Genomic DNA, 24,488 nt, shown 5'->3' with positions numbered 1-24,488 from the left:
CTGCGGCGGTGGCGCGGGGGTTGAGGGCGGGGGCGGGGGGGGCGCTTGCTGTTGGGCGGGGCGGTGCTATGCTGCGAGTGGCGGAGAACGGATTTGGCTATGAGCAAAATTGTTGGGATTGATCTGGGGACCACCAATTCGCTGGTGGCGGTGGTGGAGGCGGGGATTCCGTATGTGATTGCCGATGCGGAGGGCCATCGGCTGACGCCGTCGGTGGTGCATTTTCCGGGGCCGGGGATGGAGCCGGTGGTGGGGCATGCGGCCAACCGGGTGCGGGTGTTGAAGCCGCGGGAGACGGTGTATTCGATCAAGCGATTCATGGGGCGGCGGGGGGCGGAGATACCGCGGGAGGAGATGCTGGTGACGTATCCGGTGCGGGGGGAGGGGAGCGGGCCGGTGCAGGTTGACATTCACGGGCGGACGTACACGCCGGAGGAGATTTCGGCGGAGATATTGAAGAAATTGAAGGGGGATGCGGAGCGGGCGCTGGGGGAGGCGGTGACGCGGGCGGTGATCACGGTGCCGGCGTATTTCAATGATGCGCAGCGGAATGCGACCAAGCGGGCGGGGGAGCTGGCGGGGTTGACGGTGGAGCGGATCGTGAATGAGCCGACGGCGGCGGCGCTGGCGTACGGGTTGAACCGGTTGAAGGAGAAGTCGCGGATTGCGGTGTATGATCTGGGCGGGGGGACGTTTGATTTGTCCATTTTGGAGCTGAACGAGGGGGTGTTTCAGGTGCTGGCGACCAACGGGAACACGCGGCTGGGGGGCGATGATCTGGACCGGCGGCTGATTGATTTTCTGGTGGAGCGCATTCGGGCGGCGGGGGGGCCGGAGGCGACGGGCGATTTGTCCATGATGTCGCGGCTGCGGGAGGCGGCGGAGCGGGCGAAGATAGCGTTGAGCACGGAGACGGTGGTGGAGGTGGCGCTGCCGTTTTTGACGCCGCAGTTCAGTTTCAGCTACCGGCTGACGCGGGAGGAGCTGGAGGGGCTGACGCGGGACATTATTGAGCGCACGCGGGCGCATTGTCTGCGTTCGCTGGCGGATGCGCGGGTGGAGCCGCGGGAGCTGGATCAGGTGATACTGGTGGGGGGGCAGACGCGGATGCCGCTGGTGCGGCGGCTGGTGGCGGAGTGGTTTGGGTGTGTGGAGGAGGAGTTTGCGGAGGCGCGGGGCAATCTGGCGATGAGCGGGGAGGGGGGCGGGAAAAAAGGCCCGCAGTTGAACACGACGCAGAATCCGGATGAGGCGGTGGCGCTGGGGGCGGCGATTCAGGCGGAGATTTTGAGCGGGGGCTTTCAGCAGGTGTTGTTGCTGGATGTGACGCCGTTGTCGCTGGGGATTGAGACGTTTGGGGGGTTGATGAATGTGATCATTCCGCGCAACAGCACCATACCGATCAAGGCGGGGGAGATGTTCACCACGGCGGTGGACAATCAGCGTTCGATGTTGATCCACGTGCTGCAGGGGGAGCGGGAGCGGGCGCGGGACAACTGGAGCCTGGGGCGGTTTGAGATTGAGTTTGAGCCGGCGCCCAAGGGGGTGCCGCGGGTGGGGGTGCAGTTTGAGATTGATGCCAACGGGATTTTGCATGTGCTGGCGCGGGACATCAAGACGGGGCGGCAGAAGGTGGTGGACATCAAGTCGGTGGTGGATGTGAACGATGCGGAGGTGCAGAAGATGGTGGAGGAATCGATCGAGCATGCGTTTGATGATTTGCGGGCGCGGCAGTGGATCGAGGCGAAGCTGCGGGCGGGGGAGACGTTGAGCGCGACGCGCAAGGGGCTGGCGGAGTGCGGCGGGGAGCTGAGCGCGGAATACCGGCAGAAGATCGAGCAGGCGATGGCGGAGGTGGAGGCGGTGCTGGGGCAGGAGGATGCGCGCACCAAGACGGGGGATCCGGCGCGGTTGAAGGCGGCCAATGCGGCGCTGGATGAGGCGACGCGCCCGCTGGCGGAGCTGATGATGGACAAGGCGATGGAGGCGATGTTGAAGAAGAAGGGGCTGATTTAAGGGGGCGGGGGCGGGTTGGGGGGCGTTGGGGTTATTTGACCTGGGGCAGCACGGCGCGGGCGGCGGCCACGGTGCGTTCGATGTCCTCCGGGGTGTGGGCGGTGGAGAGGAAGCCGGCTTCGAAGGGGGAGGGCGCCAGATAGATGCCGGCGGCGAGCATGCCGTGGAAGAACCGCTTGAACTGCTCGCGGTCGCTGCGGAGGGCATCGCCCAGATGGTGGACGGGTTGGGGGGTGAAATAGAGGCAGAACATGGAGCCGCAGCGGTTGAACTGGACGGGGATGCCGGCGGCGGCGGCGGCGGCGGAGATGCCTTCTTCCAACTGGCGGCCGAGGTTTTCGAGGCGTTGATAGGCGGAGCCGTCCTGGAGGAGTTGGAGGGCGGCGAGGCCGGCGGCCATGGCGAGGGGGTTGCCGCTGAGGGTGCCGGCCTGATAGACGGGGCCGAGGGGGGCCAGGCAGTCCATGATTTCGGCGCGGCCGCCGAAGGCGCCGACGGGGAGGCCGCCGCCGATGATTTTGCCGAAGCAGGTGAGGTCGGGGCGGATGCCGAAGCGTTCCTGGGCGCCGCCGAAGGCGAGGCGGAAGCCGGTCATGACTTCATCGAAGATGAGGAGGGCGCCCTCCTGGCGGGTGATGTGGCGGAGGAATTCCAGGTAGCCCGGGCGGGGGAGGTAGAGGCCGGCGTTGCCGGGGACGGGTTCGAGGATGATGCCGGCGATCTGGCCGGGGTTGGCGGCAAAGGCGGCGCGGACGGCGGCTTCATCGTTGAAGGGCAGGACGATGGTGTGCTGGGTGAAGGCGGCGGGGACGCCGGCGCTGTCCGGGTGGCCGAAGGTGAGGGCGCCGGAGCCGGCCTTGACGAGGAGGGAATCGGCATGGCCGTGGTAGCAGCCGTCGAATTTGATGATTTTGTCGCGGCGGGTGAAGCCGCGGGCGAGGCGGATGGCGGACATGCAGGCTTCGGTGCCGCTGTTGCAGAAGCGGATTTTTTCGACGCTGGGGATGCGCTCGATGATGCAGCGGGCCAGGGCGACTTCGCGGGGGTTGGGGATGCCGAAGCTGGTGCCGGCGTCGGCGGCGGTTTTGACGGCGTGGAGGATGGCCGGATGCGCGTGGCCGTGAATGGCGGGGCCCCAGGTGCCCACGTAATCCAGGTATTCGTTGCCGTCCACGTCCCAGACGCGGGCGCCGGCGGCGCGCTCGACGAAGAAGGGTTTTCCGCCGACGGCGCGGAAGGCGCGCACGGGGGAGTTGACTCCGCCGGGGAGGTAACGGAGGGCCTCGGCAAACAAGGCGTCAGATTTGGTCCGCGACTGCATGAGGGGAAAGTAACCGGGCGGGGAGGCGGAGGCAATGCGGATTATGCGGTGGGAGGGGGAGAAGTGGGGGGGTGGGGTGCCCGGCTGCGGGGGTATGGGGTGGGGTGGGTGGGATGGGAGATATGGGAGGGGGGTATTGCATCATAATGACACACATCATTAAAAATGCCACAATGACACACGTTAATTAAACATACAAGATATTGGTAATGAACGACTTACGATAATTTTGTTGGGGTATAAAGTGGAATTAATTTTGCTGATGGGATGGGGTATGAGAATGGATAAATTGACGATTAAAGCAGCGGAGGCCTTGCAGAAGGCGCAGGAGTTGGCGCATGAGCGTCGGCATCAGGAGATAGACGGTGAACACCTGGCGTATGTCTTGGCGCAGCAGGGGGAGACGATTGTGCCGTTGTTGTTGCAGAAGGTGGGGGTGCAACTGCCGCGGCTGTTGGCGGATTTGGAGCGGGCGTTGAAGGATCGGGTGCAGGTGGAGGGGGTCAGTTCTCACGATGCTTTTCTCAGCAACGCATTGAAGAAGGCCCTGGATGCGGCGGAGGCGGCGGCGCGGCAGCTCAAGGATGAGTTTGTGAGTGCGGAGCATTTGCTGCTGGGTTTGCAGGAGCAGCCGAGTCCGGCGCTGAAGAAGATTTTCGCGGCGCACGGGGTGCAGCGGGAGGGGTTGTTGAAGGCGATGGCGGATTTGCGTGGGCATCAGCGGGTGACGGATCAGCATCCGGAGGAGAAGTTTCAGGCGTTGGAGAAGTACGGGCGGGATTTGACGGCGCTGGCGCGGGCGGGGAAGATTGATCCGGTGATAGGGCGGGATGAGGAGATCCGGCGGGTGATGCAGGTGCTGACGCGGCGGACGAAGAACAATCCGGTGTTGATTGGGGAGCCGGGGGTGGGGAAGACGGCGATTGTGGAGGGGCTGGCGCGGCGGATTGTGAGCGGGGACGTGCCGGAGTCGCTGAAGCAGAAGCGGCTGATTGCGATGGATTTGGGGGCGATGATCGCGGGGGCCAAGTATCGTGGGGAATTTGAGGAGCGGCTGAAGGCGTTTGTGAAGGAGGTGGTGGCGAGCGAGGGGCAGATCATATTGTTCATTGACGAGCTGCACACGCTGGTGGGGGCGGGGAAGGCGGAGGGGGCGGCGGATGCGGCCAACCTGCTGAAGCCGTCGCTGGCGCGCGGGGAGCTGCGGTGCATTGGGGCGACGACGCTGGATGAATACCGGAAGCATGTGGAGAAGGATGCGGCGCTGGAGCGGCGGTTTCAGCCGGTGTTGGTGGCGGAGCCGAGTGTGGAGGCGACGATAGCGATTTTGCGGGGTTTGAAGGAGCGGTATGAGGTGCATCACGGGATCCGGATCCAGGATGCGGCGCTGGTGGCGGCGGCGACGTTGTCGCATCGTTACATCACGGAGCGGTTTTTGCCGGACAAGGCGGTGGATTTGATGGACGAGGCGGCGTCGCGGCTGCGGATGGAGCTGGATTCGCTGCCGACGGAGATTGATCAGTTGGAGCGGCAGATCATGCAGTTGGAGATTGAGCGGACGGCGCTGGCGCGGGAGACGGATGCGGCGTCGCGGGAGCGGCTGGCGAAGCTGGAGCGGGAGCTGGCCAGTTTGCGGGAGGAATCGGGGGCGCTGAAGGGGCAATGGGAGAACGAGAAGGCGGCGATCAACGCGATCAGTGTGTTGAACAGCCAGGTGGAGGAGACGAAGGAGGGGATTGAGCGGGCGCGGCAGCAGGGGGATTTGCGGACGGCGGCGGAGCTGCAGTATGGGCGGCTGCCGGAGTTGCAGCGGAAGCTGGAGGCGGCGCGGCAGCAACTGGCGGAGGTGACGCGGGAGAAGCGGTTGTTGAACACGGAGGTGACGGAGGAGGACATTGCGGCGGTGGTGTCGTCGTGGACGGGGATACCGGTGAGCCGGATGCTGGAGACGGAGCGGCAGAAGCTGTTGCAGATGGAGGAGCGGCTGCAGCAGCGGGTGGTGGGGCAGCCGGAGGCGATCAAGGCGGTGGCGAACGCGGTGCGGCGGGCGCGGAGCGGCCTCCAGGATCCGAACCGGCCGATTGGGTCGTTTATTTTCATGGGGCCGACGGGGGTGGGGAAGACGGAGCTGGCGCGGGCGCTGGCGGAGTTTTTGTTTGATGACGAGAACGCGCTGGTGCGGATTGACATGAGCGAGTACATGGAGAAGCACTCGGTGTCGCGGCTGATTGGGGCGCCGCCGGGGTATGTGGGGTATGACGAGGGGGGTCAGTTGAGCGAGGCGGTGCGGCGGCGGCCGTACGCGGTGGTGTTGTTTGACGAGATTGAGAAGGCGCATCATGACGTGTTCAACGTGTTGTTGCAGGTGCTGGACGACGGGCGGCTGACGGACGGGCAGGGGCGGACGGTGGATTTCAAGAACACGCTGGTGATCATGACGAGCAATATTGGGTCGCCGATCATGCAGGAGTACTTTCTGGACGGCAAGCTGAGCGCGTCGGACCGGCGGGAGATGGAGGCGCGGGTGCAGGCGGAGTTGAAGCGGCATTTCCGGCCGGAGTTTTTGAACCGGGTGGACGAGGTGATCATCTTCCACAGTCTGGACGAGGAGGATCTGGCGCAGATTGTGGACATCCAGCTCCGGAGGGTGATGGAGCGGCTGGCGCAGCATCAGTTGACGTTGAAGGTGGAGCCTTCGGCGCGGTTGTTGCTGGCGCGGGAGGGGTATGATCCGCAGTATGGGGCGCGGCCGCTGAAGCGGACGATCCAGGAGCGGCTGCTGGATCCGCTGGCGCTGAAGCTGCTGGAGGGCGAGTTCAAGGCGGGGGAGGTGATCCGGGTGAAGGCGCGCGGGGAGGAGCTGGTGCTGGAGAAGTAAGCGGCGGGGGCGGGAGAAATCCGCCATTGTCAAGGGGTTGGCGGGTGGGGTAAGGTGGCGCATTGCATGGCATCGGTGGCGGAACAATTGCGAAGCGCGCGCGAGGCGCGCGGGTTGAGCGTGTATGACGTGGCGGAGGCCACGAAGATCCGGACGGATCACATCCGGGCGCTGGAGGAGGGGAATTATGATGTGTTTGTGGCGCCGGTGTACATTCGGGGGTTTGTGCGGAGCGTGGCGCGGCTGCTGCATTTGGACGAGGCGGCGATCATGGCGGACTTGGAGGCGGAGCTGCAGCAGACGGAGAAGTTCAAGGAGCCGCCGCCGCTGACGAACATGCCGCGGACGTGGGTGGACGTGGTGATGCTGCAGTTTTCGCGGGTGCACTGGGGGATAGTGCTGCCGGTGCTGGTGGGGGCGGTGCTGGTGGTGGCGGCGGCGTGGGGCTACCGGGTGTGGTGGCGGTACAAGAACGCCGATCCGCTGGCGCCGCTGAAGCCGGCGGTGTACCAGCCGCGGCCGGATGCGCGCGATTTGTATCTGCCGCTGCCGGCGACGAATGCTCCGGGGCGGCCGGGGCGGGGGAAATGAAGGGGGGCGGGGCCAGGCGGGGTGTTGCGGGGAGGGCTTTCCGAGGGCATGCTTGGCGTCATGAGTGAGCTGGTAGCAACAGGGGCGCCGTCGGTGGGACTGGTTTCGCTGGGGTGCGCCAAGAATCTGGTGGATGCGGAGATCATGCTGGGGGCGCTGCTGGGGGCGGGTTTGCGGGTGACCAATGATCCGGCGGCGGCGGATGTGCTGATCATCAATACGTGCTCGTTTATTGACGCGGCGCAGGAGGAGAGCGTGGACACCATTCTGGAGTATGCCGCGCAGCGGGAGCGCGAGCGTCCGGCGCAGGGGTTGATTGTGGCGGGATGTCTGCCGCAGCGGCATCGGGAGGAGCTGCCGCGGTTGTTGCCGGAGGTGGATGTGTTCATGGGGGTGGATCAGGTGGCGCAGGTGGCGGAGCTGGTGCGGCAGGCGTTGCGGCATCGGGCGGCGCAACTGGCGGCGGCGCCGCGGCGGGCCAACCGGCAGGCGTTGCTGGCGCGGCTGGCGGAGCTGGGGGCGGGGGCGGGGGGCGGGAGCGGGGAGGGGGCGCCGGATTTGCGGGGGCGGGCGCGGAATCAGACGCGGGTGACGTTGAGCGCGCCGCCGCCGCCGGAGGTGCAGGTGCATTTGCGGCCGCGGTACATTCCGGATTATGCGACGCCGCGTTTGCGGCTGACGCCGCGGCATTTTGCGTATGTGAAGATTGCGGAGGGCTGCAATCATCCGTGCAGTTTTTGCATTATTCCGCGGCTGCGGGGGAGTTACCGGAGCCGGCCGCTGGGGGATGTGGTGCGGGAGGCGCGGCAGTTGGTGGCGGAGGGTTGCCGGGAGTTGAATTTGATTTCGCAGGACACGACGTATTACGGGCGGGACTGGCGGCGGGGGGCGGCGGCGGCGCAGGAGGAGGCGCCGACGTTGTGCACGTTGTTGCGGGCGTTGAATGAGGTGGAGGGGGATTTTTGGATACGGTTGTTGTACACGCATCCGGCGCACTGGACGGAGGAATTGATCCGGACGGTGGCCGAGTGTCCCAAGGTGGTGCGGTATGCGGACATGCCGCTGCAGCATATTCATGATGTGATGCTGGAGCGGATGCGGCGGGAGACGTCGCGGGCGTACATTGAGGATTTGGTGGGGAAGATCCGGGCGGGCATTCCGGGGATTGCGCTGCGGACGACGTTTATCGTAGGGTTTCCGGGCGAGACGGAGGCGCGGTTTGCGGCGCTGGTGGAGTTTGTGCGGCGGGTGAGGTTTGAGCGGCTGGGGGTGTTTGCGTACTCGCGGGAGGCGGGGACGCGGGCGGCGCAGATGCGGGGCCAGGTGCCGGCGGCGGAGCGGCAGCGGCGGCGGGAGCTGTTGATGGCGGCGCAGCACGAGGTGGCGCGGGAGGTGGCGGCGGGGTTTGTGGGGCGGCGGCTGCGGGTGCTGGTGGAGGGGGAGGCGACGGCGCGGCAGTTGCGGGAGGCGCGGGTGGATTCGTGGGAGCACGGGTTGCTGCGCGAGGCGGATGGGGGGGCGCAGCGGCTGCGGGGGCGGTATGCGGTGGCGCGGGGGGAGGCGGATGCGCCGGATATTGATGGGCGGGTGTACATCCGGGGGGGGGCGGCGCGGGCGGGGGAGTTTGCGGAGGTGCGGGTGGTGGGGCACACGGATTATGATTTGCTGGCGGAGCTGGCGGGGAGCGGGAGCGGGACATGAATTTGCCGAATAAATTGACGATGGCGCGGCTGGGGTTCACGGCGGCTTTTTTGTGCGCGTTGTTCATTCCTTTTTCCCTGCATTACACGGTGGCGCTGGTGTTGTTTGCGCTGGGGGGGTTGACGGATCATCTGGATGGGCGGCTGGCGCGGCGGTACAATTTGATTACGAATTTTGGCAAGTTGATGGATCCGCTGGCGGACAAGATTTTTACGTGTTCGGCGTTTATTGCGTTTGTGGGGTTGAAGCTGATGCCGGCGTGGATGGTGGTGGTGATTGTGGCGCGGGAGTTTGCGATTACGGGGCTGCGGATGCTGGCGGCGACGCAGAATCGGATTTTGGCGGCGGAGGGATTTGGGAAGCACAAGACGGTGAGCCAGATTGTGTGCATTTTGACGATGCTGGTGAGTTTGTGCGCGCCGGAATGGGGCGGGTTGGGGCGGGTGTTTTTGGCGCCGGTGGGTGGGGTGGCGTGGGTGGAGCAAGTGGCGGTGGTGATGCAGTGGGTGACGGTGGGGCTGACGATCATCTCGGGCACGCTGTACCTGTGGCGCAATCATCAGGTGTTCACGGTGGGGGCGTGAGGGGGGAGGGGGGGCTGAGGAGTGGGGGGACTGGGGCGGGGCGAAGGGTGACGGTGCGCGTGGCGGAGGGGGGTATCGCAAGGGAGGCGCCGGCCGAGGAGTGAAGTGCGAGGCGCGCTGGTCAAGTGGAGCGAGAAGCGTGGCGTTTGGTGGTGCTGGTTGCCAGCCATTCACGGAGGGCGTTCGAGTTTGGGGGGGCGCAATCCAACGGGTCGCGGGGGTGGTGGTTTCCTGCGTTGTGCGCGATGCCTGGAGCCGGCTTGCTTTGTCCGCTTGAAAGCATATTCTCATCGGGGACGTGAGTTTCAATGATCTCCTGCTTGTTTGCAGCCGGTGCCTCAGAGCGGCGGAGGCGATGGGGGGTGCGGTGCGTATGGCAGCCTTGATGCCGGGGCTTATGTTGGCTTTGGCAGGTTCCGGCGGACTGGCGATCATCAGCGTGGAGGCCGCCCCTGTCCCACGTGCGGATTCAAGCCCGGCGATCATCCATCAGGCGGCCATGGGGAATTACGGCAGTGATTACGTCCGTCTGGGTGACCTTGATGGCGACGGCATGCTCGATGTGCTTTGCATTCAGGCCTATGCGCCGGGCCATCCGGCGGGTTCTCAGGGGGGCGAGCATGTTTCAGAGATCACCTGCCTGACGGCCATCAACCTCGACGGCAAGATTCTCTGGCAGATTGGGAAGCCGGACTTGAAAAACCTCTATTGCGGCGGCGATCATCCGGTTCAGATTTACGACATTGACCGCGACGGCAGCAACGAGGTCATCTACATACCCAACCGGGACAACGTGCTCCATATTGTGGAGGGCAAGACGGGCAAGCTGCGCAAGAAGGTTCAACTCGCCGGCGGGCATGACAGCATCCTCTTTGCCGACTTTGCCGGGGGCGGGTACGCCCAGGACCTGTTGGTCAAGGACCGCTATTCGAGTGTCTGGGTTTACGACAAGGATTTCAGACTGCTCTGGCAGAAGCAGGACTGCAATCCCGGGCATTACCCGATGGAATACGATGTCAACGGCGACGGCAGAGTTGAGCTGGTGTGCGGTTACACCCTCTATGCTCGTGACGGGAGCGTGCTCTGGAGCCGTCCCGAGTTGGGCGGGCACAGCGATGCCGTTTATGTGGAGGACATGGACGGCGACGGCAAAGCCGAAATCGCGATTGCGGCCAGCCGAGACAAACCTGGGGAGCAGGCTACGCTGCTTGACGCCGAGGGCAGGGTTCTCTGGCGCAAGTTCAGCGACCATTGCCAGTTCGCATTGATTGGACGATTTCGGCTGGATCTTCCCGGCAAGCAGGTGTGCTTTGTTGATCGGCAGATTTACCGGTATCCGCCCGAGCAGCACACGGCTGAGGTCTCCCTCTACACGAAGGCGGGCGAAAGGCTCTGGAGCCGGCAACTGAAGACAGGCGACACGAGCGGGGCGCTGCGCATTGAGCGTTGGACGGCAGATGCCAACGAGCACGTGCTGGCCATCCACTCGCAGGCGCTTGCGCCGCCCTGCCTGCTGGATGGATTTGGGCGGACGATCGCGGTCTTGCCGTTCCCCGAAGCCATCGAGAGGCCCGGCGGAGGAGCGGGCGGGAAGGACATCTACGGCGCGTACATGGTGCATCACATTGACTGCTACGGTGACGCGCGGGAGGAGATTATCATGGTCAATCACAAGAAGCTGTACATCTGGACCAACGCGGCGGGGGGCGATGCAACGCCAAGGCCCGCGTGGCGGAAGGATCTCCGCCGGCAGTTGCCCAGGATGTACAACAACACGGTGTACACGGGGCGAGGATAGGCGGTGCCGCAGTTTCAGCCCACTCAGCGCCGGGCGCGGGCTTCGTTTTTCAACGCCACGGCGCGTGCATCACGCAGCGTGGAGCGAGGTTGGGCGGCGTGTTGCAGCGTGGCGCAGCATGGCATAGCGGGAGAGTCGCGGTGGCAATGAGCTGCGCCCAGGTTGCCCAGAAGAGGGTGAAGGAATGGCGGCGTGGAGAGCAGCAGTCAGAGGGCAGATGTCAGAGGGCAGCAAGCCCTCTCACCCCGGCCCTCGCCCGCGGTGGGGGAGAGGGAGGTAACTATGGGGTATCTTTTTTTCGATGGCGGGGGGTGGTCAGGGTGAGGTTTTGCCGGCGGTGACGGTTTTCAGCGCCGCTTCGAAGTTGGCGAGGAAGCGTCCCTCGGGTCCGGGGCCAAACATCGCCAGGGGGTCGGCCGAGAGGAGGGCGGCGTGTTTGCGGGCGGCTGCGAGCTGTTCGGGCGCGAGGGTTTGGGCCTGGGCAAACGCGAAGAGGAATTCGGTGACGCGATAGCTTTTGGCAAAGAATTCGACGCGCGCTTTTTCCGCGCGGGGGGCGGCGGTGGCGGCGGCCTCGTCGAGCAAAGTCCGGGCGCGGCGGGCGAGGGTTTGCTGCTCGGGGGTGCCGAGCAGGAACTGGTTGTTCCAGCGGAAGAGTTTGCGCTCGTGCTGGTGGTCCATGGCGATCCAGAGCTGTTCGAGCGTGGCGAAATACTCGCGCATGGGGGAGCGGGCTTGCGGGAACATGTCGGCGCAGAATTGGTTCCAGAGTGTTGCTGCGCCGCGGCGGGGGTTCCACCAGAGCCGCGCGCACCGCGCCCAGTTTGGGGTCCTTTTTTTTGGCCTCGTTCACCAGCGCGGCGCACCGGGCGCACTGGCAGTGGCGGTCGGCGTCCTGCACGGAAAAGGAGAGGAAGTTTGCCTGGGGGTTGGCCGTGAAATAGGCGCGGGCGGATTCGACAGCGGCTTCGATCAAGCGTGGTTCGGTGAGGCAGGGTTGCCAGGTCTGGAGGAGGGCCGCCGCGTCCGCCTCTTCCGGAGCGGGGGCGGCGGGCAGCAGGAGCACCGTGGGTTCCGGGGCGAGTTCGAGTTCGGCAGCATGCGCCAGGAGGGGAGGGGGGAACCAGGCAATGACGACGGCGATGAGGGCCAAGCAGGGCATGGTGTAAGAATGGATGCAAACCAGGCGCGAGAGCAAGTATTTCCGAGGGAAGGAGTGGTGATGGGACGGACGGGGTTGGCCGGGGCGGCGAGGGCGGGGTGGGCGGGGAAAGGTGTGGGTGGAAATTGGTTGCGGGGGGTGGATTCGAACCACCGACCTTCAGGTTATGAGTTTTTCCAGGAGATTTTAGGAGCGCTTTAAGGGGGTGTGGTGTCGCATGGTTTCTTCTTCACGATCCAGGATTTTGAAACGGAGGGGAAAGACGATCCGGTTCTGGTTGGCTTCTATGCTCACCAAACCAGCGTGGACTATTTGCGTTAAAATTTCACTTTGCGAAAGATTTGTTGTTTCGCTCAGCTTTTTTAAGCGCATCAAGTCCTCATCGGTCAGATAGAGCCGTCGAGTAGTTCCTTTAATAAAATCATTCATATAAGCGATATGATAAGATTTGACGGCAAATGACACGAAATGAGTTGACAATAATTGGCAGCCTATGGCATTATATTATCCGTTATGAATGTCATAGTCCTGAAAGTCAAAACCCGCTACTCCATTCCCCCTGGGAAGATCGCGTTGCGGGAGGTTTGCACCTTGTTGCACATCAGCATGAGCACGGCCAAGCGCCGGATCAAGGCGGGCGAGCTGGTGCCGGTGGAGTCTCCAGGCCGGCACAAACCCGTCCTGTTTGACTTGGAGACCATTAGAGCCATGGCCGGGCCTGGGGCACCCAGGGTGGAATATGTGCCGGTGGACGAAAAAAATAACGGCAGCGGCTTGATCACGGTGAGCGAGGCGCTGCGCAGGGCCGGGAGGAAAGAAAATGAAAACCACGGTCTATGAGCATTTCCGGCTGCGGCCGGGGATGCGGATCAAGTTGCGGGAGGGGCCGGCGGTGGTGGAGCGGGTGACGGCGTGCGCGGCGGTGTGCCGGCTGGAGGCGCCGCGGGTGCGGGAGTTCACCACGATTAGCGGCTGTCCGGTACGGATTGAGGCCCGGGGGGAGCTGATCCGCATTTCCCCCAACAGCGAGGTGGAGGTGTTATGAGCCGCTACAACTACTACGTGGCCCGCCAGGAGGAGACCAGGGCGGAGATGCGGCGGTGCGCGATCCTGTGGCGCCGATTTCAACGTGAAGGGGACTGGATGCTGGCGGAGACGTACCTGCAAATGGCGCGGGAGTGGCGCACGCTGGCCAACCGTTATGCCGACATTGCCCGGGCGGAATGCAACGTGAAATTCAACATCTGATCGAGGTGGCGGCGGCGCGGGTGATGCTGACCAAGCAAGACCTGGCGCTGCGGTATTCGGTGACGGAGCGCACCATTGAGCGCTGGGCCGCCCTGGGCGTGTTGCCGGAGCCGGATTTTCGGTTTCGGCGGACCCTGCGGTGGAGCGCGTTGAAAATTTTCCATTGGGAAAAAAGGAAGGGGAGAAAGAATGCAAACCAGGGACAATCTGCCACCCTTTGACGAGCAGGCGGAGCGGGCGGCGCTGGCGTGCGTGCTGCTGGCGCCCAGTGCGGTGGAGCAAGGGGCGCTGCTGGAGCAGTTGCGGCCCAAGCTCTTTTTTGACGGGCGGCACCGCCAGTTGTTTGAGCTGATGACCGCGCTGCGGTCCGAGGGGCACGCGGTGGACCTGGTCACGCTGCTGCACCTGGCGCAGGCCCGGAAGGCGGAGGTGGACGCGGCCTGGCTGTCAGGCCTCATGGACGCGGCGCACAGCGTGGTCAATTTTCCGCACTACCTGGGCATCCTGCAAGACCTGGCGGCGCGGCGGTGGACGTTGCAGCGGAGCGCCCGGCTGCAGGAACTGGCGCGCAACGGCGAGTTCAGCCTGGAGACGGTCAAGGCCGAGCTGGCGGAGCTATGGGAAAAGACGGCGCGGATCGGGGAGCAAAGCCGCCCCTGGCTGGAGATCGTGACAATCGAGGAGCTGAAGCGCTACCAACCCGATCCGGGCACCTTTTTGATCGGGGCCGACATGGTGAGCCGGGGCGAGCTGTGCTTGATTGCCGGCTGGGCGGGCCTGGGGAAAAGCCGCCTGGCCAACACCCTGGCCTTTGCCGGGGCGCGGGGCGCCGGCACCTGGATGGGCTACGAGGTGAAGCGCCAATTTCGCACCCTGGTGTTGCAATGCGAGAACAGCTTGCGTCGGCTGAAAACGGAGATCGAGGACTTGCCGGCGAGCTATCAGGACTGGGTGAAGTTTTCCAAGCCGTGCCCCCTGGCGTTTCACCGGCCCGAATTCCGCAGCGAGCTGCGCCGCTTCTGGGATCAATGGCCTTTTGACGTGCTCATCATTGACCACTGGCTGGAAGTGGCCCGCGAGGAGGGCCAGGCCGACCACATGGAGGCGCTGGACAACATCTGGTCCAGCCTGCCCCGGGGCGACAAGGCCCCGGCGCTGGTAATCATTGCGCACATGCGCAAACAGCGCGGGGGAGAAAATTGGCGGCCCAAGACCGGCCGCGAGCTGCTCAGCGAGGTGAGCGGGAGCTATGCGATCGGCGCCAAGGCGCGCACGGTCTTTGTGATCCAGCCCGCCACCATGGAAGCGGACGATGACCGCATTGTGTTTGATTGTGCCAAATCCAACAACGACACCCCGCTGCCCATGAGCGCCTGGCACCGGCGCAACGGTGCCTTCCAGCCGTGCCTGGACTTTGACTTTGACACCTGGCTGAACCCGCCGGACGACCGGGGCGGCAAACAGCGCCAGGTGACCGATCAGGTGATGCGGGACATCTTTCACCAGGGGCGGCGGGCGCTGTGCCGGCTGGACGCCGTGGAGGCGCTTTGCCAGGCCACAGGCCTGGCCACGAGCACGGCCTACAAGTACTTTGACGGCGGCAAGACACCCCAGGGGGATCGCTTCAAGGATCACCTGGTGGAAAAAGACGGCTTGCTTTGGTGGCGGGAATGAGCGAGATTGTTAATGGACAGCTCGCAGACACTGTCCCGCCACTGTCGAAAGCGGCTACCAACCGCCGGCGAAAAAAACGACAAGATTAGCCCGTGCTGGATAGGCCACCCGGGTGGTGCCGGGAGCCGACAAAGGTCTGCGCTTTCCGGCACGGGCTAATGTTTGCCCCGCAGACGGGCGCCACAACCATGGCAAAAAAGAAGCTCACCGTAACGGTCCAGCCGGGGAAGCTGGCCGGTCTCACCGCAATCGCCAATGACCTTGGCGTGGAACCGCAAGTCCTGGTGCAGTTGATGATCACCGCGTTTCTGGAGATGTACGAGGCGGAGCGCCGCCTGGTGCTGCCCTTGATGGTGACGCAACTGGACGATAACTGAGCGCACCAGGGGAACAGGGAACAGGGGGGAGAGAAAACCCCTTAAAACTGGCGCAGGCCCGCGTGGCGTGGGGGTGTGTTCCGGGAAGGTAACCGGAAGCGCACGCCCGCCAGCGGGCCAAAATGTTCGGGGAAATAAGAGATTTACGGCTTGAAAGCATGGGTAAAATCGGTATATTTGCCATGTGAAAGTGACAGCTACAAAGCTCGCCAACGACAGCAAGGCGGTCTTGGACCAGGTGCATTACAAGGGACAGGAGATTATTGTCCAGAGACACGGAAAGCCGGTGGCGTCCATCAGGCCTTATCCTGGCGTCGGAGCCAAGGAAATGTTGGAAATCCTCCAGCGCAATCCATTGACCCCGGAGGAAGCCGAAGAATTGTACGCGGCCACCAAAGAGGGAGCCAGAGCGCTGCATGGGAACGGCCATTGACACCAGTGTTTTAATTTTGGCTCAACGCGGTGGTGACTTGGAGGCCTACCTAAACGAGGAGGGGGAGCCTTATTATGTCCCGGCCCTGGCGGCGGCGGAATATCTGCTGGGGGTGCACCTGGTCAAAAGCAAGCGCATTCAGCAGCAAGCCCAAGCTTTTTATCTTCTGAACATCAAACCGATAGTGTCGGCCTTTGATGAAACGGACGCGGAGCAACTGGCTTTACTGAACTTCGACTTAAAGGAATCCGGCCAGACACTTCAACTTTATGACGCATCCATCGCCGCTACCGCTTTGGGGCGCGGGGATGCTTTGATGACCGCGGATGGCGATTTTGACCGGGTTAAAGGTTTGAGAGTTAAAAAAGTTTCCCCCGCACGTTCGCCCCGGAGTCCAGGTTGAGGGAAAGAAACGATCCTAGGGCCATTTCCGGCGCGGCAAGTGGCCTTCCTGCCAAGGAGTCAACAAACCGGACGGCATTTTCGCCCTGGAGGCGGAAGCAGACCAGTTCGGAAACCTCGTTGGTGATTGCCTCGTTGAGCCGGTTGGGGCGCTGGGTGCAGAAGACCGTTTCCAGGCCGCGCTTGCGGCCGGTTTGAATGCACAGGGCCAGCTCCTGGGGGATGGTGAGGGGGCCGCAGTACTTCCAGACTTCATCCACGAGCAGGATTTTGCGGCCGGGGCCGCGGCCGGCGGCTTCGTAGGCCCATTCACAGAAGAACCGGAAGGCCTGGGGAAGCTGGCCGGGAAACATGGCGTGCGGATCGTAGAGCACCCAGCCGGTGGCCAGGTCTTCCTCCAGCTCGCGGGCGGTGGCGGCGGCGGGGAGGTCCAGGCGCTGGGCGGCCTCGCCGTCCGGGTCAAAGATGAACCGGCAGGCCACGTGGACATTGACCAGGTAGCGGAAGGCAAAACTGGTCTTGCCGGAGCCGGAGACGCCGCAGATCAGGGTGACGCTACGCTTGGGGAGCATCCTTGGGAGGCGTGGGTGGCGGGGCGGGCTTGGGCGGAGGGGCCTGGGCGGCGATCAGGCGGTCGAGCTTGGCGCTCAGGGCCAGGTGATGCGCCACCAGGGTGGCCAGGGCGGTGCCCAGGATGACTTCCGGGGCATTTTCGGCGCCGATGCCGGACTGGTTGAGCCACTTGGCGGCGCAGATCGGGCCGGCGGAGACCAGGGCGGCCTTGGCCGGGGCGGGCCAGGCGGCGTCGCGCTCGATTTCGCGGATCAACTCCGGTGGGGCGGCGAGCTTGCCCGCCTTGGCCACCAGGCGGCCTTGGGCGTACTTTTCGCAGGCGGGGATGAGCTGCTCAAAGATCGGCTTGACCAGGCCCGGATCCCAAGGCACACCAGGGCCACCAGGAGGCGGCGCTGGGCTGTCAACCGGCGCCGGCGGCAGGCCAGGCGGAGGTTCTGGAGCCGCGCTTTGAGTTTGCGCCAGAACGGCCGCAGTTTTTTCCAGAGCGCGCTTGCGGCGCATGCGCTCGCGAGCTTTGGCGCGATCGGCTTCCAGAGCTTCAGGGCTGCCCGGCACCAGGCCGTCCTTGCGGGGGCGGCCGCCGGCATTGCCGCCGAATTTGACTGCCAGAGACGCAGCATTAGGAGCAGCGGGAGGGTTTGGAGGCGGGTTTGACGGACTGCCTGGCGCCACTGGCGGCGTAGCCGGCGGTTGCGTTGCCAGTTTTTGAGCTTCGGCCATAGGTCAATCTTCATCATCAAAGAAGGTCCAGCCGGATTTGCGTTGGGCTGGGGTGGGCGGGCTGGAAGAAGAGAGGCCCACAGATTTGAGCCGGTGGTTTTCGTCCTGGAGGTGGGCCAGCTCGATTTCCCTGGCTTTGCGGCGTTCACGTTCTTCGGCCAGCTCGCGCTCCAGGGCGGCCTCGCGTTCGGACTTCTGGCCGTGGATGACCACCTGGGCGGCCGGGGGAGGATCAGGAGATGGAGACGAGATAGGAATTTGATCACTCATACAAGAGCAAGTTAAGCATTCTTAATACTGAGAACAACCGACAAGAGGCGAAAAAGAGAGGTTCTCTCTCTTAAAATCGCGCTCGCGAGAGGGCAAAAAATGGTTGAGAGAGAGAGAAAAAGGGGAATTCCCTCTTTTTCTTCTACAAGTCATTGATTGACAATGGTTTATCTCTCAAAAAAACGCCGCCGTAACAATTTTCTCTCTCTCTCCCTCCCCTAAGGGGTGAGAGAGAGAGAGAATTTGTAAAGTAAAGTTGGCTGGCGTTCTCTTGAGCAAAAAAAGAGAAGGGAGAGAATGGAAAATTTCGGGTTGTGTCGGTGGCGCGGCCATGGGTTGTGTGGATAATTAAAGCTGATGATTGCGGCGTGCTTTCGCCAGGCGCGGATCGCGGATGATCCGGGGGCGGAACCAGGCGCCGGAGATCGTCAAAAAACATTCAAGTTATGGGCAAGCTCAAACCGTTCCTCACCACCTTTATTGTTGTCGTGGTTTCCCTGGTGATCATCCAGCGGGTGCAATTCCTCCGCAACCTGGTCTATGGCGCATAGTCCAAGGCCCGGCGCTCTTCCCCGCCGGGCTTCCCTTTCAACCTGAACCTGAAAAAAAGAGCCTATGCTTTACCCTGCAATCACCGACCTTTTGACGGCCACGCCGTCCGGCACCCTGTCGAGCCTGTCGGCCCAACAGACCGTGACCTTTCGCATCAAGCAGGAGGCCCGGCGGCTGGAAGCGGTCATTCTGACCTTGAAAGCCACCACGGGCGCCAGCCCGGCCAACAACCATGACGGCCTGGCGGGCCTGGTCAAAGAGATCAGGCTGGTGGCCGAGGACGTCAATGGCAAACGCAACATCGTCCAGGTGACCGGCCCGGCGCTGCTGTCCTTCATCCGCAACAACTTTGGATCGTTGGACCGCCACACCTTTGCGTCCTACCGCGCCGCCAACCTGGCCGCCAGCACCGCGTATGCGTGCAACTTTTTCATTCCGGTGCGGCATCCCAACGTGGCTGAGCCGTACGGCCACCAGCTCAGCCTCCCCTTGAGCGCCAACTTCATCAAGGGCGACGCCATGCTGGAGGTTGATATCAACCCGGCCTCCGTGGTGTTCAGCGCCGGCGCACCGACCGGAGCCACAATCAAGGCCCTGGCGATCCTGCGCAACGTGCCGGACAGCGTGCCGTATATCCCGACGGAGTTGATCACGCAGACCATCAGCTTTGCGGCGGCGGGCAAGCAGGCCTACGACTTCAGCACCACGGGCTTTTTAACCCAGGTGCTGGTCCAGGGGTACAACTCCACCACCTACGGCTCCAGCATCCAACGGACCAACGTGCTGAGCTCCATCCCGGAGGGGACGCTGGCCTATGTGCACGGCCGCAACAAAATCATGGTGCTGGACAATGACTTCGGCTTTGCGCTGAACGATCTGACCCAGTACCTGGTGGGCAAGGTGCCGGGCGAGACCACAATCAACCCGGCCTCCTTTGACGGCGAGGTGTTCCTGGATTTCATGTCCGACTATCCGGGCGCCGATGCCTTCAGCGCGGCCTCGATCCCCAACCTGAACACGGACGCCCTGGGCGGCGACAAGGCCCGCCTGGAGTTTGACCAGTGGGCCAACTCCGCCGCCATGGCGCGGATCACCTACCACAAAATCCTGGCCCGTACGCGGGACGCGATCAAGGGCCTGGCGGTGGCGATCTGAGTTTTCCAAACCCACCCCGCCAGTCTGTGACGGCTGGCCGGCGGGCGCGGCCTGGCGCGAAAGAGCGGCTCCGGCGTGGCCAGGACCCACGCCGGGGCATTTTGAAAGGGCGGAAGTATGGATGAGACCGACACCCTGCAGAACGGCAACCCGGACACCTGGGCGCGGGAAACCTGGCGCAGCCTGCTCAACATGGCCACGCGGGCGGTGGACAACCTGACCACGCGCGTGCAGCCCCAGCAGCAGGAGGCCCCGCGCCAGACGGAAAGCTGGTGGTCCAAGCTGGACACCAAACAGGTGGTGATCCTGGTGATCGGCGGCGTGCTGGCGTTGTTCCTGGTGAAAAAGCTGATGGACTAATAATTCCCGGTCATGGGCCTGTTCAGTTCCAGCAAAACCACGGTCAACACCACGACCCAGAACTATGCCGACAGTTTCAACACCACCTTGTCCAAAAATGACATCGTGGCCGACAGCGGCAACACGAGCTTCACGCTCACCATGCCGCCGGACAGCGGCGGGGACGGCCTAACCCGTTACCTGCCCTGGATCGCGGTGGCGTGCCTGGGCCTGGCGTTGATCCTGATCCTGACCCAGCCGCGCAAGCCTTGGGAGAGTTGAGATTATGGGCATGTTCTTCGACAACGTGGGCATCACCAACCAGGCCTCCAGTGCCGCGGCCGGGCGGCTGGACTACGCCCAGGACTTCCGCGCCGGCGGCGCCGGCCCGCGGGGCAGCGTGACCCAAAACTTTGTCTTTGGCCGGGAAAACCGGCAGGAAACCAGCGGACAGCTGGCCACCACCGGCGAAACCCCATGGGTGTGGGTGGTGGCCGGCCTGGCGGCGCTCTACCTGACGGCCCTGGTCTTCAAACGCAAGCGTGACTGATGGCCTGGTGGAATCCCATAGACTGGTGGACCGGCATAGACCGCGAGATCGAGCGCGGCCGCGAAATTGACCGGCAGGTGGATGAATTCAACCGCCGCCAGGTGGAAAGCGGCAAGTGGACGGAGGAGGACTACCAGCGCTTTTCCGAGCGGAACGACTGGGCCGGCGAGCATTGGCGCGAGCAAGTGCATGACGAGTTTTGGAGCGGCGCCTATGACGCCTGGACGCGGATCAGCGAGCCGGTGACGGAGACCGCCAAGAAGACGATCGCCCTGTGGGTGGTCCTGCAATGGCTGTTGGTGTTGCTGGCCCTGTTCCTGGCCTACCAGTGGGTGGGCGGCAAGGGCGGCCTGAAAAACTTATGGAAATGAAAGACCGGCTCCAAGCGATCCTGGCCACCGGCGCCACGGCCACGCAATGGCTGCTGGACGCCCACGAGGTGCTTTCCCTGGCCGTCACCGTGCTGACCCTGGCCTGGTGGATCAGGCTGTGGCTCAAAAATCCCAACATTCAACCCCCGCCCGGCCGTGATGAAAACCCGGATGATCGAAAAAATTGACCGCGCCGCCCCCTGGGCGATCCTGGCGGCCACCCTGGGCCTGTTCTTCCTGCTGCTCTGCAGCGGCTGCGCCAGTTTCACCACGGACCAGCGGGACCTCAGTTATGATCCACAAACCGGCGAGCGGAGAGAGATTATCACGCGGGCCACGGCCCGCACGTTTGCGGCGTCCAAATCGGCCCTCCAGAACTGGAAGGCCTCGCAGACCGACAAAAGCCAGGGGGCCAGCGTGGGGCAACTCAACCAGGAAAGCCAGGCCGCCGAGACCCTCAAGGCCGTGGCGGAAATTTTGAAAGCGGCCCGTCCATGAAAACCAACACCCTGCTCTTGCTGGCCGTCCTGGCCGCCCTGGCCTGGCTGATCTGGCGCTCAGCCCGCCGCCAGCGCGCCCCGGAAGGCCCCATGATCAACGTCAACCAGACCGCCCGCACCGAGTTTGGCGGGGGCGGCGGCGGCCTGGGGGGCGGCTTTGATCCCTTTTCCATGATGCTGTGAGCCGATCCATTCCAGTGTTCCTCCTGGCCGCCGGCGGCCTGGCCGCCTGGTGGGCCAGCCGCGCCGCCGCCGGCGACGGCACCGATCCGGTGGCCGATCTCTTGAGCGGCAAGGGCAATTCCCTGGCCCCGGGCCAGCGCATCCCGGTCAACATCGAGCGGCTGGGCGCGGACGTGAAGCTGCCCGATCAGGCGGCCGAATTTGCGGCCCTGCGCGACTTTGGCGGGGCCGTCCTGGAGCGCGGCGGCCAGCTCACCGTCCAAAGCCCCAACTACGTCCTGGAAGTCTCCACCCCGCCGGCCGTGGAGCCGGTGCGCGTGGAAGTTCCGGTGCAAACCTCCGCCGTGCTTGATCAGCAGGGGAAATATGTGCCCCTGGACAGTTGGTATCTGTTCAGTGTCACCGGCCAGGACCAGCGGTGGGGCAGCTACACCTACCGTAAGTTTGGCTGGATTGACACCTACGTGAACCCGGCGGCCACCATCCCCGCCCAGAAGGTCTTCCGAGCGGAAACTACGCCGTTCCCACCCATGGGCTACACCCTGGCCGGCGTGCTGGGCCTGCCGGAATGTCTGGAGGTTTCAGACCGCGAGCGCCAGCGCTATCGGTACTACCCGGATAAAGACCCCAACGGCTTCTGGCTGAACAAGCTGTTCCAGGCCGGCTTTGGCCAACTGGACATCATCCAACCGCAAACCCCATCGTGACCCATGCCCAACCCGATCACCTTCAACCCTTTTTCCAACCGGCAGATTGACCCCAGCGTGGCCACCCGGCTGGGCACCACCGAGCTCGAGTCAGAGCGCTTTGAACTCCTCTACCAATTGGCCAACGTCGTGCAGCCGGTTTTCTTCGAGGTCAAAACGGCCGCCGGCGAAGAGCTGCTCGGCCATCCAAATTCATTCAAAGATGTCAAGCTCCCTTTCCCGGGATCCGTATGGCGGCTGGTCATGCTCCATGTGAAAATGAGCAACACCCTCATCGGGGAAATCAGTTACCTGAAATTAACCCGCCCCAACGTCCCCTTTTACTGGAGGACTTTTGACGCTCCGGCGAACACCTACCAGCGGCAAATGTATTGGGGTAGGCACACCATCACAGTTTCAGAAAACGAAGTCCTTTATCCTGATCCTGGTCCGGGGATTCTGTTCCCTTCCCTCGCAAACCAGGAGTTCGACGTTCGCTTCAAGCTCGTCGGGAACATGTTGGCCAGAGCGGTAGAACTTTATGCCTTGTTTGCGAGCGAACGCATCCCGGTCAAGAACGACTATCAGATGTCTCAATGGTTGACGGCCTGATCGAAAAAATTCCCGCGCCGCCTCCGGCGTCACCAGCTCCCGGTAATGGGCAAAGAGCATGGCGCTGGAGCGGTGCCCTAATTCGGTGGCCGTCTTGTCCTGGCTGCGCCACCGGGCCAGGTGATAGGAGGCAAAGCTGTGCCGGGTGACGTCCGGCGGCCAGGGGATGCCTGCGGCGGCCCGCACCCGGCGGAAACGGCGCGTCAAATTGATCACGGGCAACTGGCCACCCGCCTGGAGCCAGGCCGCCAGGTTGGGCAGAATTTGCACCAGGCGGCGCTGCCGGGTTTTGCTTTTGGCAGCAGATACCACAATGTAACCGCTGGGCAAAATCTCCGCCTCGGTCAGACGGGCAGCTTCCGCCGGGCGCAAGCCGGCAAAATACTGGATGGCCAGCAGGCGCATGACATCGCGATCCAGGGCGTGGGCGGTGGCCAGGATCAGGCGCACCTGTTCAGGGGTGTGAATGCCCGGGGGGCGGTCGAGGGGGCGCGGCTTGTCCACGGCCAGGGCGGGGTTGTGATCGAGCCAGCCCCGGCGCTGGCACCAGGAGAAAAAGGTGCGCAGATCGGTGACCAGGCCTTTGCGGGTGGTGTGGCCCCATTGCGGCCGGGCCACAAATTCCTCCACCAGGGCGGGGGTGAGGTCTGCCAGGGGCAGGCTGGCGCGCCCGGCGCAGAAATGCGCCAGCGTCCAGCGCAACTGCCGCAGGTAGGCCCGGCTGAGGCCGGCCCGGGCCTTGGCCACCAGAAATTCGTTGGCCGCCTCCCTGAGGCGCCAGCCAGGCAGCGGGCGGCTTCTGTTTTGGGCCGGGAAGGCGCCGGGGTGAAGCGCGGCGCCCAGGGCGGCGGCGGCCTGGGCGAGGGCTTGGGCGGCGAGGGCGAGGGCCTGGCCTGGGGGCAGCGGGCGGCCGTCAGGTTGGCCCGTCAGGGAGGGAGAAAGAATGGCCTGTGTTGACGCGCTTTGACTAGCTTTGACCGATGCGGGGCGGCACGGTTCCAAGCCGGGTTTTGCTGGGGAAACGGGCATCATGGCTGTTGGTTGCGGGGGGTGGATTCGAACCACCGACCTTCAGGTTATGAGCCTGACGAGCTACCGGGCTGCTCCACCCCGCGGTCCGTAGGGGGGTAATGTACGCGAGGGGGAGGGGTTCTGGCAAGGGGGGAAATGGGATTTTTTTTGTGGGGGGGCGGGGTTAGCCGACGCTGCTGACGAAGGCGGTGATTTTGGCGGGGCGGCGGGGGAGGGGGCGGTGGATGTAGGGGGTTTTTTTCCATTCGAGGAGGCGGGGGCGGAGGGGGTTGGGGGGGGGGATCCAGAGGGAGCCGCCGAGGTCGTCGTCGTCGCGGGCGCGGTCGAAGTAGAGGAAGAGGCAGAGGCCGAGGGTTTGTTCGTCCTGGTCGGCGGTGGGGGGGAGGGTGAGTTGGCGGGTGAGGCCGATCCATTCGTATTCGTTTTCGTCGAAGTCCACTTCTTCGTCTTCGAGGTCGCGGAAGTCCACGAAGTGGTGGATGAGGTGGGGGCAGTTGGCGCCCCATTCGAGGAGGATCATGTCGCCTTCTTCTTCGATTTCGGCGCCTTCGACGCGGGTGGTGCAGTAGAAGTCGAGGAAGTGGGCGAGGAGGTCGGTGGCGGGTGGGGCGGGTTTTTTGAGGAGGGGGAGGGAGAGTTCGCGGAAGCGTTGGACGGCTTCCTCGAGGCTGAGGGTTTGGGGCGAGCCGTTGCTCATAGGGTGGTGGTCAGCAGTGGTTCCGGGGATAAGGTCGCAGCCTGTCTCTTATACACATCT

31 protein-coding genes and 1 tRNA gene are annotated in these 24,488 nt (G+C 63.9%); 23 read left to right on the top strand and 9 right to left on the bottom strand.

Annotated elements, in window-relative coordinates:
* The first annotated feature begins 99 nt into the window (after positions 1-99).
* Positions 100-2,016, top strand: a complete 1,917-nt coding sequence (locus N3J91_09335) for an Hsp70 family protein (GenBank protein MCX8156633.1) — start codon at positions 100-102, stop codon at positions 2,014-2,016.
* A 31-nt stretch (positions 2,017-2,047) separates the two neighbouring features.
* Here N3J91_09335 and hemL read toward each other — a convergent pair whose 3' ends face one another.
* A complete protein-coding gene (gene hemL / locus N3J91_09330; GenBank protein MCX8156632.1) occupies positions 2,048-3,337 on the bottom strand; it encodes a glutamate-1-semialdehyde 2,1-aminomutase in 1,290 nt (429 codons plus the stop codon).
* 274 nt (positions 3,338-3,611) lie between these two features.
* Here hemL and clpB point away from each other — a divergent pair, with 274 nt between their 5' ends.
* From clpB to N3J91_09305, 5 genes are all read left to right on the top strand, one after another.
* Positions 3,612-6,215 carry an ATP-dependent chaperone ClpB gene (clpB, locus tag N3J91_09325; protein MCX8156631.1) on the top strand — a complete coding sequence of 868 codons (2,604 nt, stop codon included), beginning with the start codon at positions 3,612-3,614 and terminating at the stop codon, positions 6,213-6,215.
* A 66-nt stretch (positions 6,216-6,281) separates the two neighbouring features.
* Entirely contained in the window at positions 6,282-6,806 is a 525-nt protein-coding gene (locus N3J91_09320) for a helix-turn-helix domain-containing protein (protein MCX8156630.1), read from the top strand.
* Positions 6,807-6,866: 60 nt separating this feature from the next.
* On the top strand, positions 6,867-8,507 hold the full coding sequence (rimO, locus tag N3J91_09315) for a 30S ribosomal protein S12 methylthiotransferase RimO (protein ID MCX8156629.1): 1,641 nt from the start codon (positions 6,867-6,869) through the stop codon (positions 8,505-8,507).
* A complete protein-coding gene (gene pgsA, locus N3J91_09310; GenBank protein ID MCX8156628.1) occupies positions 8,504-9,091 on the top strand; it encodes a CDP-diacylglycerol--glycerol-3-phosphate 3-phosphatidyltransferase in 588 nt (195 codons plus the stop codon). Before rimO ends, pgsA begins: the two co-directional genes overlap by 4 nt.
* A 397-nt stretch (positions 9,092-9,488) precedes the next feature.
* Positions 9,489-10,889: a hypothetical protein gene (locus N3J91_09305; GenBank protein ID MCX8156627.1), complete on the top strand. Its 1,401-nt coding sequence runs from the start codon at positions 9,489-9,491 to the stop codon at positions 10,887-10,889.
* 315 nt (positions 10,890-11,204) lie between these two features.
* Here N3J91_09305 and N3J91_09300 read toward each other — a convergent pair whose 3' ends face one another.
* Positions 11,205-11,636, bottom strand: coding sequence for a hypothetical protein (locus N3J91_09300; GenBank protein ID MCX8156626.1), 432 nt, complete (start codon positions 11,634-11,636; stop codon positions 11,205-11,207).
* Positions 11,637-12,237: 601 nt separating this feature from the next.
* On the bottom strand, positions 12,238-12,480 hold the full coding sequence (locus N3J91_09295; GenBank protein MCX8156625.1) for a hypothetical protein: 243 nt from the start codon (positions 12,478-12,480) through the stop codon (positions 12,238-12,240).
* A gap of 84 nt (positions 12,481-12,564) precedes the next feature.
* Between N3J91_09295 and N3J91_09290 the strand changes: the two genes are divergently transcribed.
* The 8 genes from N3J91_09290 (at position 12,565) to N3J91_09255 (ending at position 16,186) form a co-directional block, all read left to right on the top strand.
* Positions 12,565-12,891 (top strand): hypothetical protein, encoded by a 327-nt coding sequence (locus N3J91_09290; GenBank protein MCX8156624.1) that lies wholly within the window; start codon positions 12,565-12,567, stop codon positions 12,889-12,891.
* Positions 12,872-13,096, top strand: a complete 225-nt coding sequence (locus N3J91_09285) for a hypothetical protein (GenBank protein ID MCX8156623.1) — start codon at positions 12,872-12,874, stop codon at positions 13,094-13,096. Before N3J91_09290 ends, N3J91_09285 begins: the two co-directional genes overlap by 20 nt.
* Entirely contained in the window at positions 13,093-13,299 is a 207-nt protein-coding gene (locus N3J91_09280) for a hypothetical protein (GenBank protein MCX8156622.1), read from the top strand. The genes N3J91_09285 and N3J91_09280 overlap by 4 nt, the downstream gene beginning before the upstream one ends.
* A complete protein-coding gene (locus tag N3J91_09275; protein ID MCX8156621.1) occupies positions 13,275-13,520 on the top strand; it encodes a hypothetical protein in 246 nt (81 codons plus the stop codon). Before N3J91_09280 ends, N3J91_09275 begins: the two co-directional genes overlap by 25 nt.
* Positions 13,489-14,973 (top strand): AAA family ATPase, encoded by a 1,485-nt coding sequence (locus N3J91_09270; protein MCX8156620.1) that lies wholly within the window; start codon positions 13,489-13,491, stop codon positions 14,971-14,973. Before N3J91_09275 ends, N3J91_09270 begins: the two co-directional genes overlap by 32 nt.
* A 188-nt stretch (positions 14,974-15,161) precedes the next feature.
* Positions 15,162-15,350: a hypothetical protein gene (locus tag N3J91_09265; GenBank protein MCX8156619.1), complete on the top strand. Its 189-nt coding sequence runs from the start codon at positions 15,162-15,164 to the stop codon at positions 15,348-15,350.
* A 184-nt stretch (positions 15,351-15,534) separates the two neighbouring features.
* Positions 15,535-15,783, top strand: a complete 249-nt coding sequence (locus N3J91_09260) for a type II toxin-antitoxin system Phd/YefM family antitoxin (GenBank protein MCX8156618.1) — start codon at positions 15,535-15,537, stop codon at positions 15,781-15,783.
* A complete protein-coding gene (locus tag N3J91_09255; GenBank protein ID MCX8156617.1) occupies positions 15,767-16,186 on the top strand; it encodes a PIN domain-containing protein in 420 nt (139 codons plus the stop codon). Before N3J91_09260 ends, N3J91_09255 begins: the two co-directional genes overlap by 17 nt.
* On the opposite strand, the gene N3J91_09250 is transcribed toward N3J91_09255, so the two are convergent.
* The 3 genes from N3J91_09250 to N3J91_09240 form a co-directional block, all read right to left on the bottom strand.
* Complete coding sequence (locus N3J91_09250) at positions 16,143-16,757, bottom strand: type IV secretory system conjugative DNA transfer family protein (protein MCX8156616.1); 615 nt, start codon at positions 16,755-16,757, stop codon at positions 16,143-16,145. The two genes, N3J91_09255 and N3J91_09250, sit on opposite strands and share 44 nt — an antisense overlap.
* Entirely contained in the window at positions 16,741-17,130 is a 390-nt protein-coding gene (locus N3J91_09245) for a hypothetical protein (protein MCX8156615.1), read from the bottom strand. Before N3J91_09245 ends, N3J91_09250 begins: the two co-directional genes overlap by 17 nt.
* A 354-nt stretch (positions 17,131-17,484) precedes the next feature.
* Positions 17,485-17,751 (bottom strand): hypothetical protein, encoded by a 267-nt coding sequence (locus tag N3J91_09240; protein MCX8156614.1) that lies wholly within the window; start codon positions 17,749-17,751, stop codon positions 17,485-17,487.
* 615 nt (positions 17,752-18,366) lie between these two features.
* Between N3J91_09240 and N3J91_09235 the strand changes: the two genes are divergently transcribed.
* The 9 genes from N3J91_09235 to N3J91_09195 all read left to right on the top strand — a co-directional run bounded on the left by N3J91_09235 (position 18,367) and on the right by N3J91_09195 (position 22,108).
* Entirely contained in the window at positions 18,367-19,458 is a 1,092-nt protein-coding gene (locus N3J91_09235; protein ID MCX8156613.1) for a hypothetical protein, read from the top strand.
* Positions 19,459-19,575: 117 nt separating this feature from the next.
* Positions 19,576-19,818, top strand: coding sequence for a hypothetical protein (locus tag N3J91_09230; GenBank protein MCX8156612.1), 243 nt, complete (start codon positions 19,576-19,578; stop codon positions 19,816-19,818).
* Between the two features lie 12 nt (positions 19,819-19,830).
* Entirely contained in the window at positions 19,831-20,079 is a 249-nt protein-coding gene (locus N3J91_09225; GenBank protein MCX8156611.1) for a hypothetical protein, read from the top strand.
* A gap of 10 nt (positions 20,080-20,089) precedes the next feature.
* A complete protein-coding gene (locus N3J91_09220; protein ID MCX8156610.1) occupies positions 20,090-20,347 on the top strand; it encodes a hypothetical protein in 258 nt (85 codons plus the stop codon).
* Positions 20,347-20,718, top strand: coding sequence for a hypothetical protein (locus tag N3J91_09215; GenBank protein ID MCX8156609.1), 372 nt, complete (start codon positions 20,347-20,349; stop codon positions 20,716-20,718). The genes N3J91_09220 and N3J91_09215 overlap by 1 nt, the downstream gene beginning before the upstream one ends.
* Positions 20,709-20,906, top strand: a complete 198-nt coding sequence (locus tag N3J91_09210; protein MCX8156608.1) for a hypothetical protein — start codon at positions 20,709-20,711, stop codon at positions 20,904-20,906. Before N3J91_09215 ends, N3J91_09210 begins: the two co-directional genes overlap by 10 nt.
* The gene (locus tag N3J91_09205; GenBank protein MCX8156607.1) at positions 20,890-21,216 is read left to right on the top strand and encodes a hypothetical protein; all 327 of its coding nucleotides are present in this window, start codon (positions 20,890-20,892) and stop codon (positions 21,214-21,216) included. The genes N3J91_09210 and N3J91_09205 overlap by 17 nt, the downstream gene beginning before the upstream one ends.
* Positions 21,213-21,401: a hypothetical protein gene (locus tag N3J91_09200; protein ID MCX8156606.1), complete on the top strand. Its 189-nt coding sequence runs from the start codon at positions 21,213-21,215 to the stop codon at positions 21,399-21,401. The genes N3J91_09205 and N3J91_09200 overlap by 4 nt, the downstream gene beginning before the upstream one ends.
* Positions 21,398-22,108, top strand: coding sequence for a hypothetical protein (locus N3J91_09195; GenBank protein ID MCX8156605.1), 711 nt, complete (start codon positions 21,398-21,400; stop codon positions 22,106-22,108). The genes N3J91_09200 and N3J91_09195 overlap by 4 nt, the downstream gene beginning before the upstream one ends.
* Before the next feature lie 396 nt (positions 22,109-22,504).
* On the opposite strand, the gene N3J91_09190 is transcribed toward N3J91_09195, so the two are convergent.
* The 3 genes from N3J91_09190 to N3J91_09180 form a co-directional block, all read right to left on the bottom strand.
* On the bottom strand, positions 22,505-23,731 hold the full coding sequence (locus N3J91_09190; protein MCX8156604.1) for a hypothetical protein: 1,227 nt from the start codon (positions 23,729-23,731) through the stop codon (positions 22,505-22,507).
* Positions 23,732-23,737: 6 nt separating this feature from the next.
* A tRNA-Met gene (locus tag N3J91_09185) sits at positions 23,738-23,814 on the bottom strand.
* A gap of 80 nt (positions 23,815-23,894) precedes the next feature.
* Positions 23,895-24,428: a hypothetical protein gene (locus N3J91_09180; protein ID MCX8156603.1), complete on the bottom strand. Its 534-nt coding sequence runs from the start codon at positions 24,426-24,428 to the stop codon at positions 23,895-23,897.
* Between the last annotated feature and the right edge of the window lie 60 nt (positions 24,429-24,488).

This window comes from Verrucomicrobiia bacterium, assembly GCA_026414565.1.
Lineage (GTDB): Bacteria > Verrucomicrobiota > Verrucomicrobiia > Limisphaerales > Fontisphaeraceae > Fontisphaera.
The sequence above is the reverse complement of the archived record's forward strand: the minus strand, read 5'-3'. Positions and strand labels throughout refer to the sequence as shown.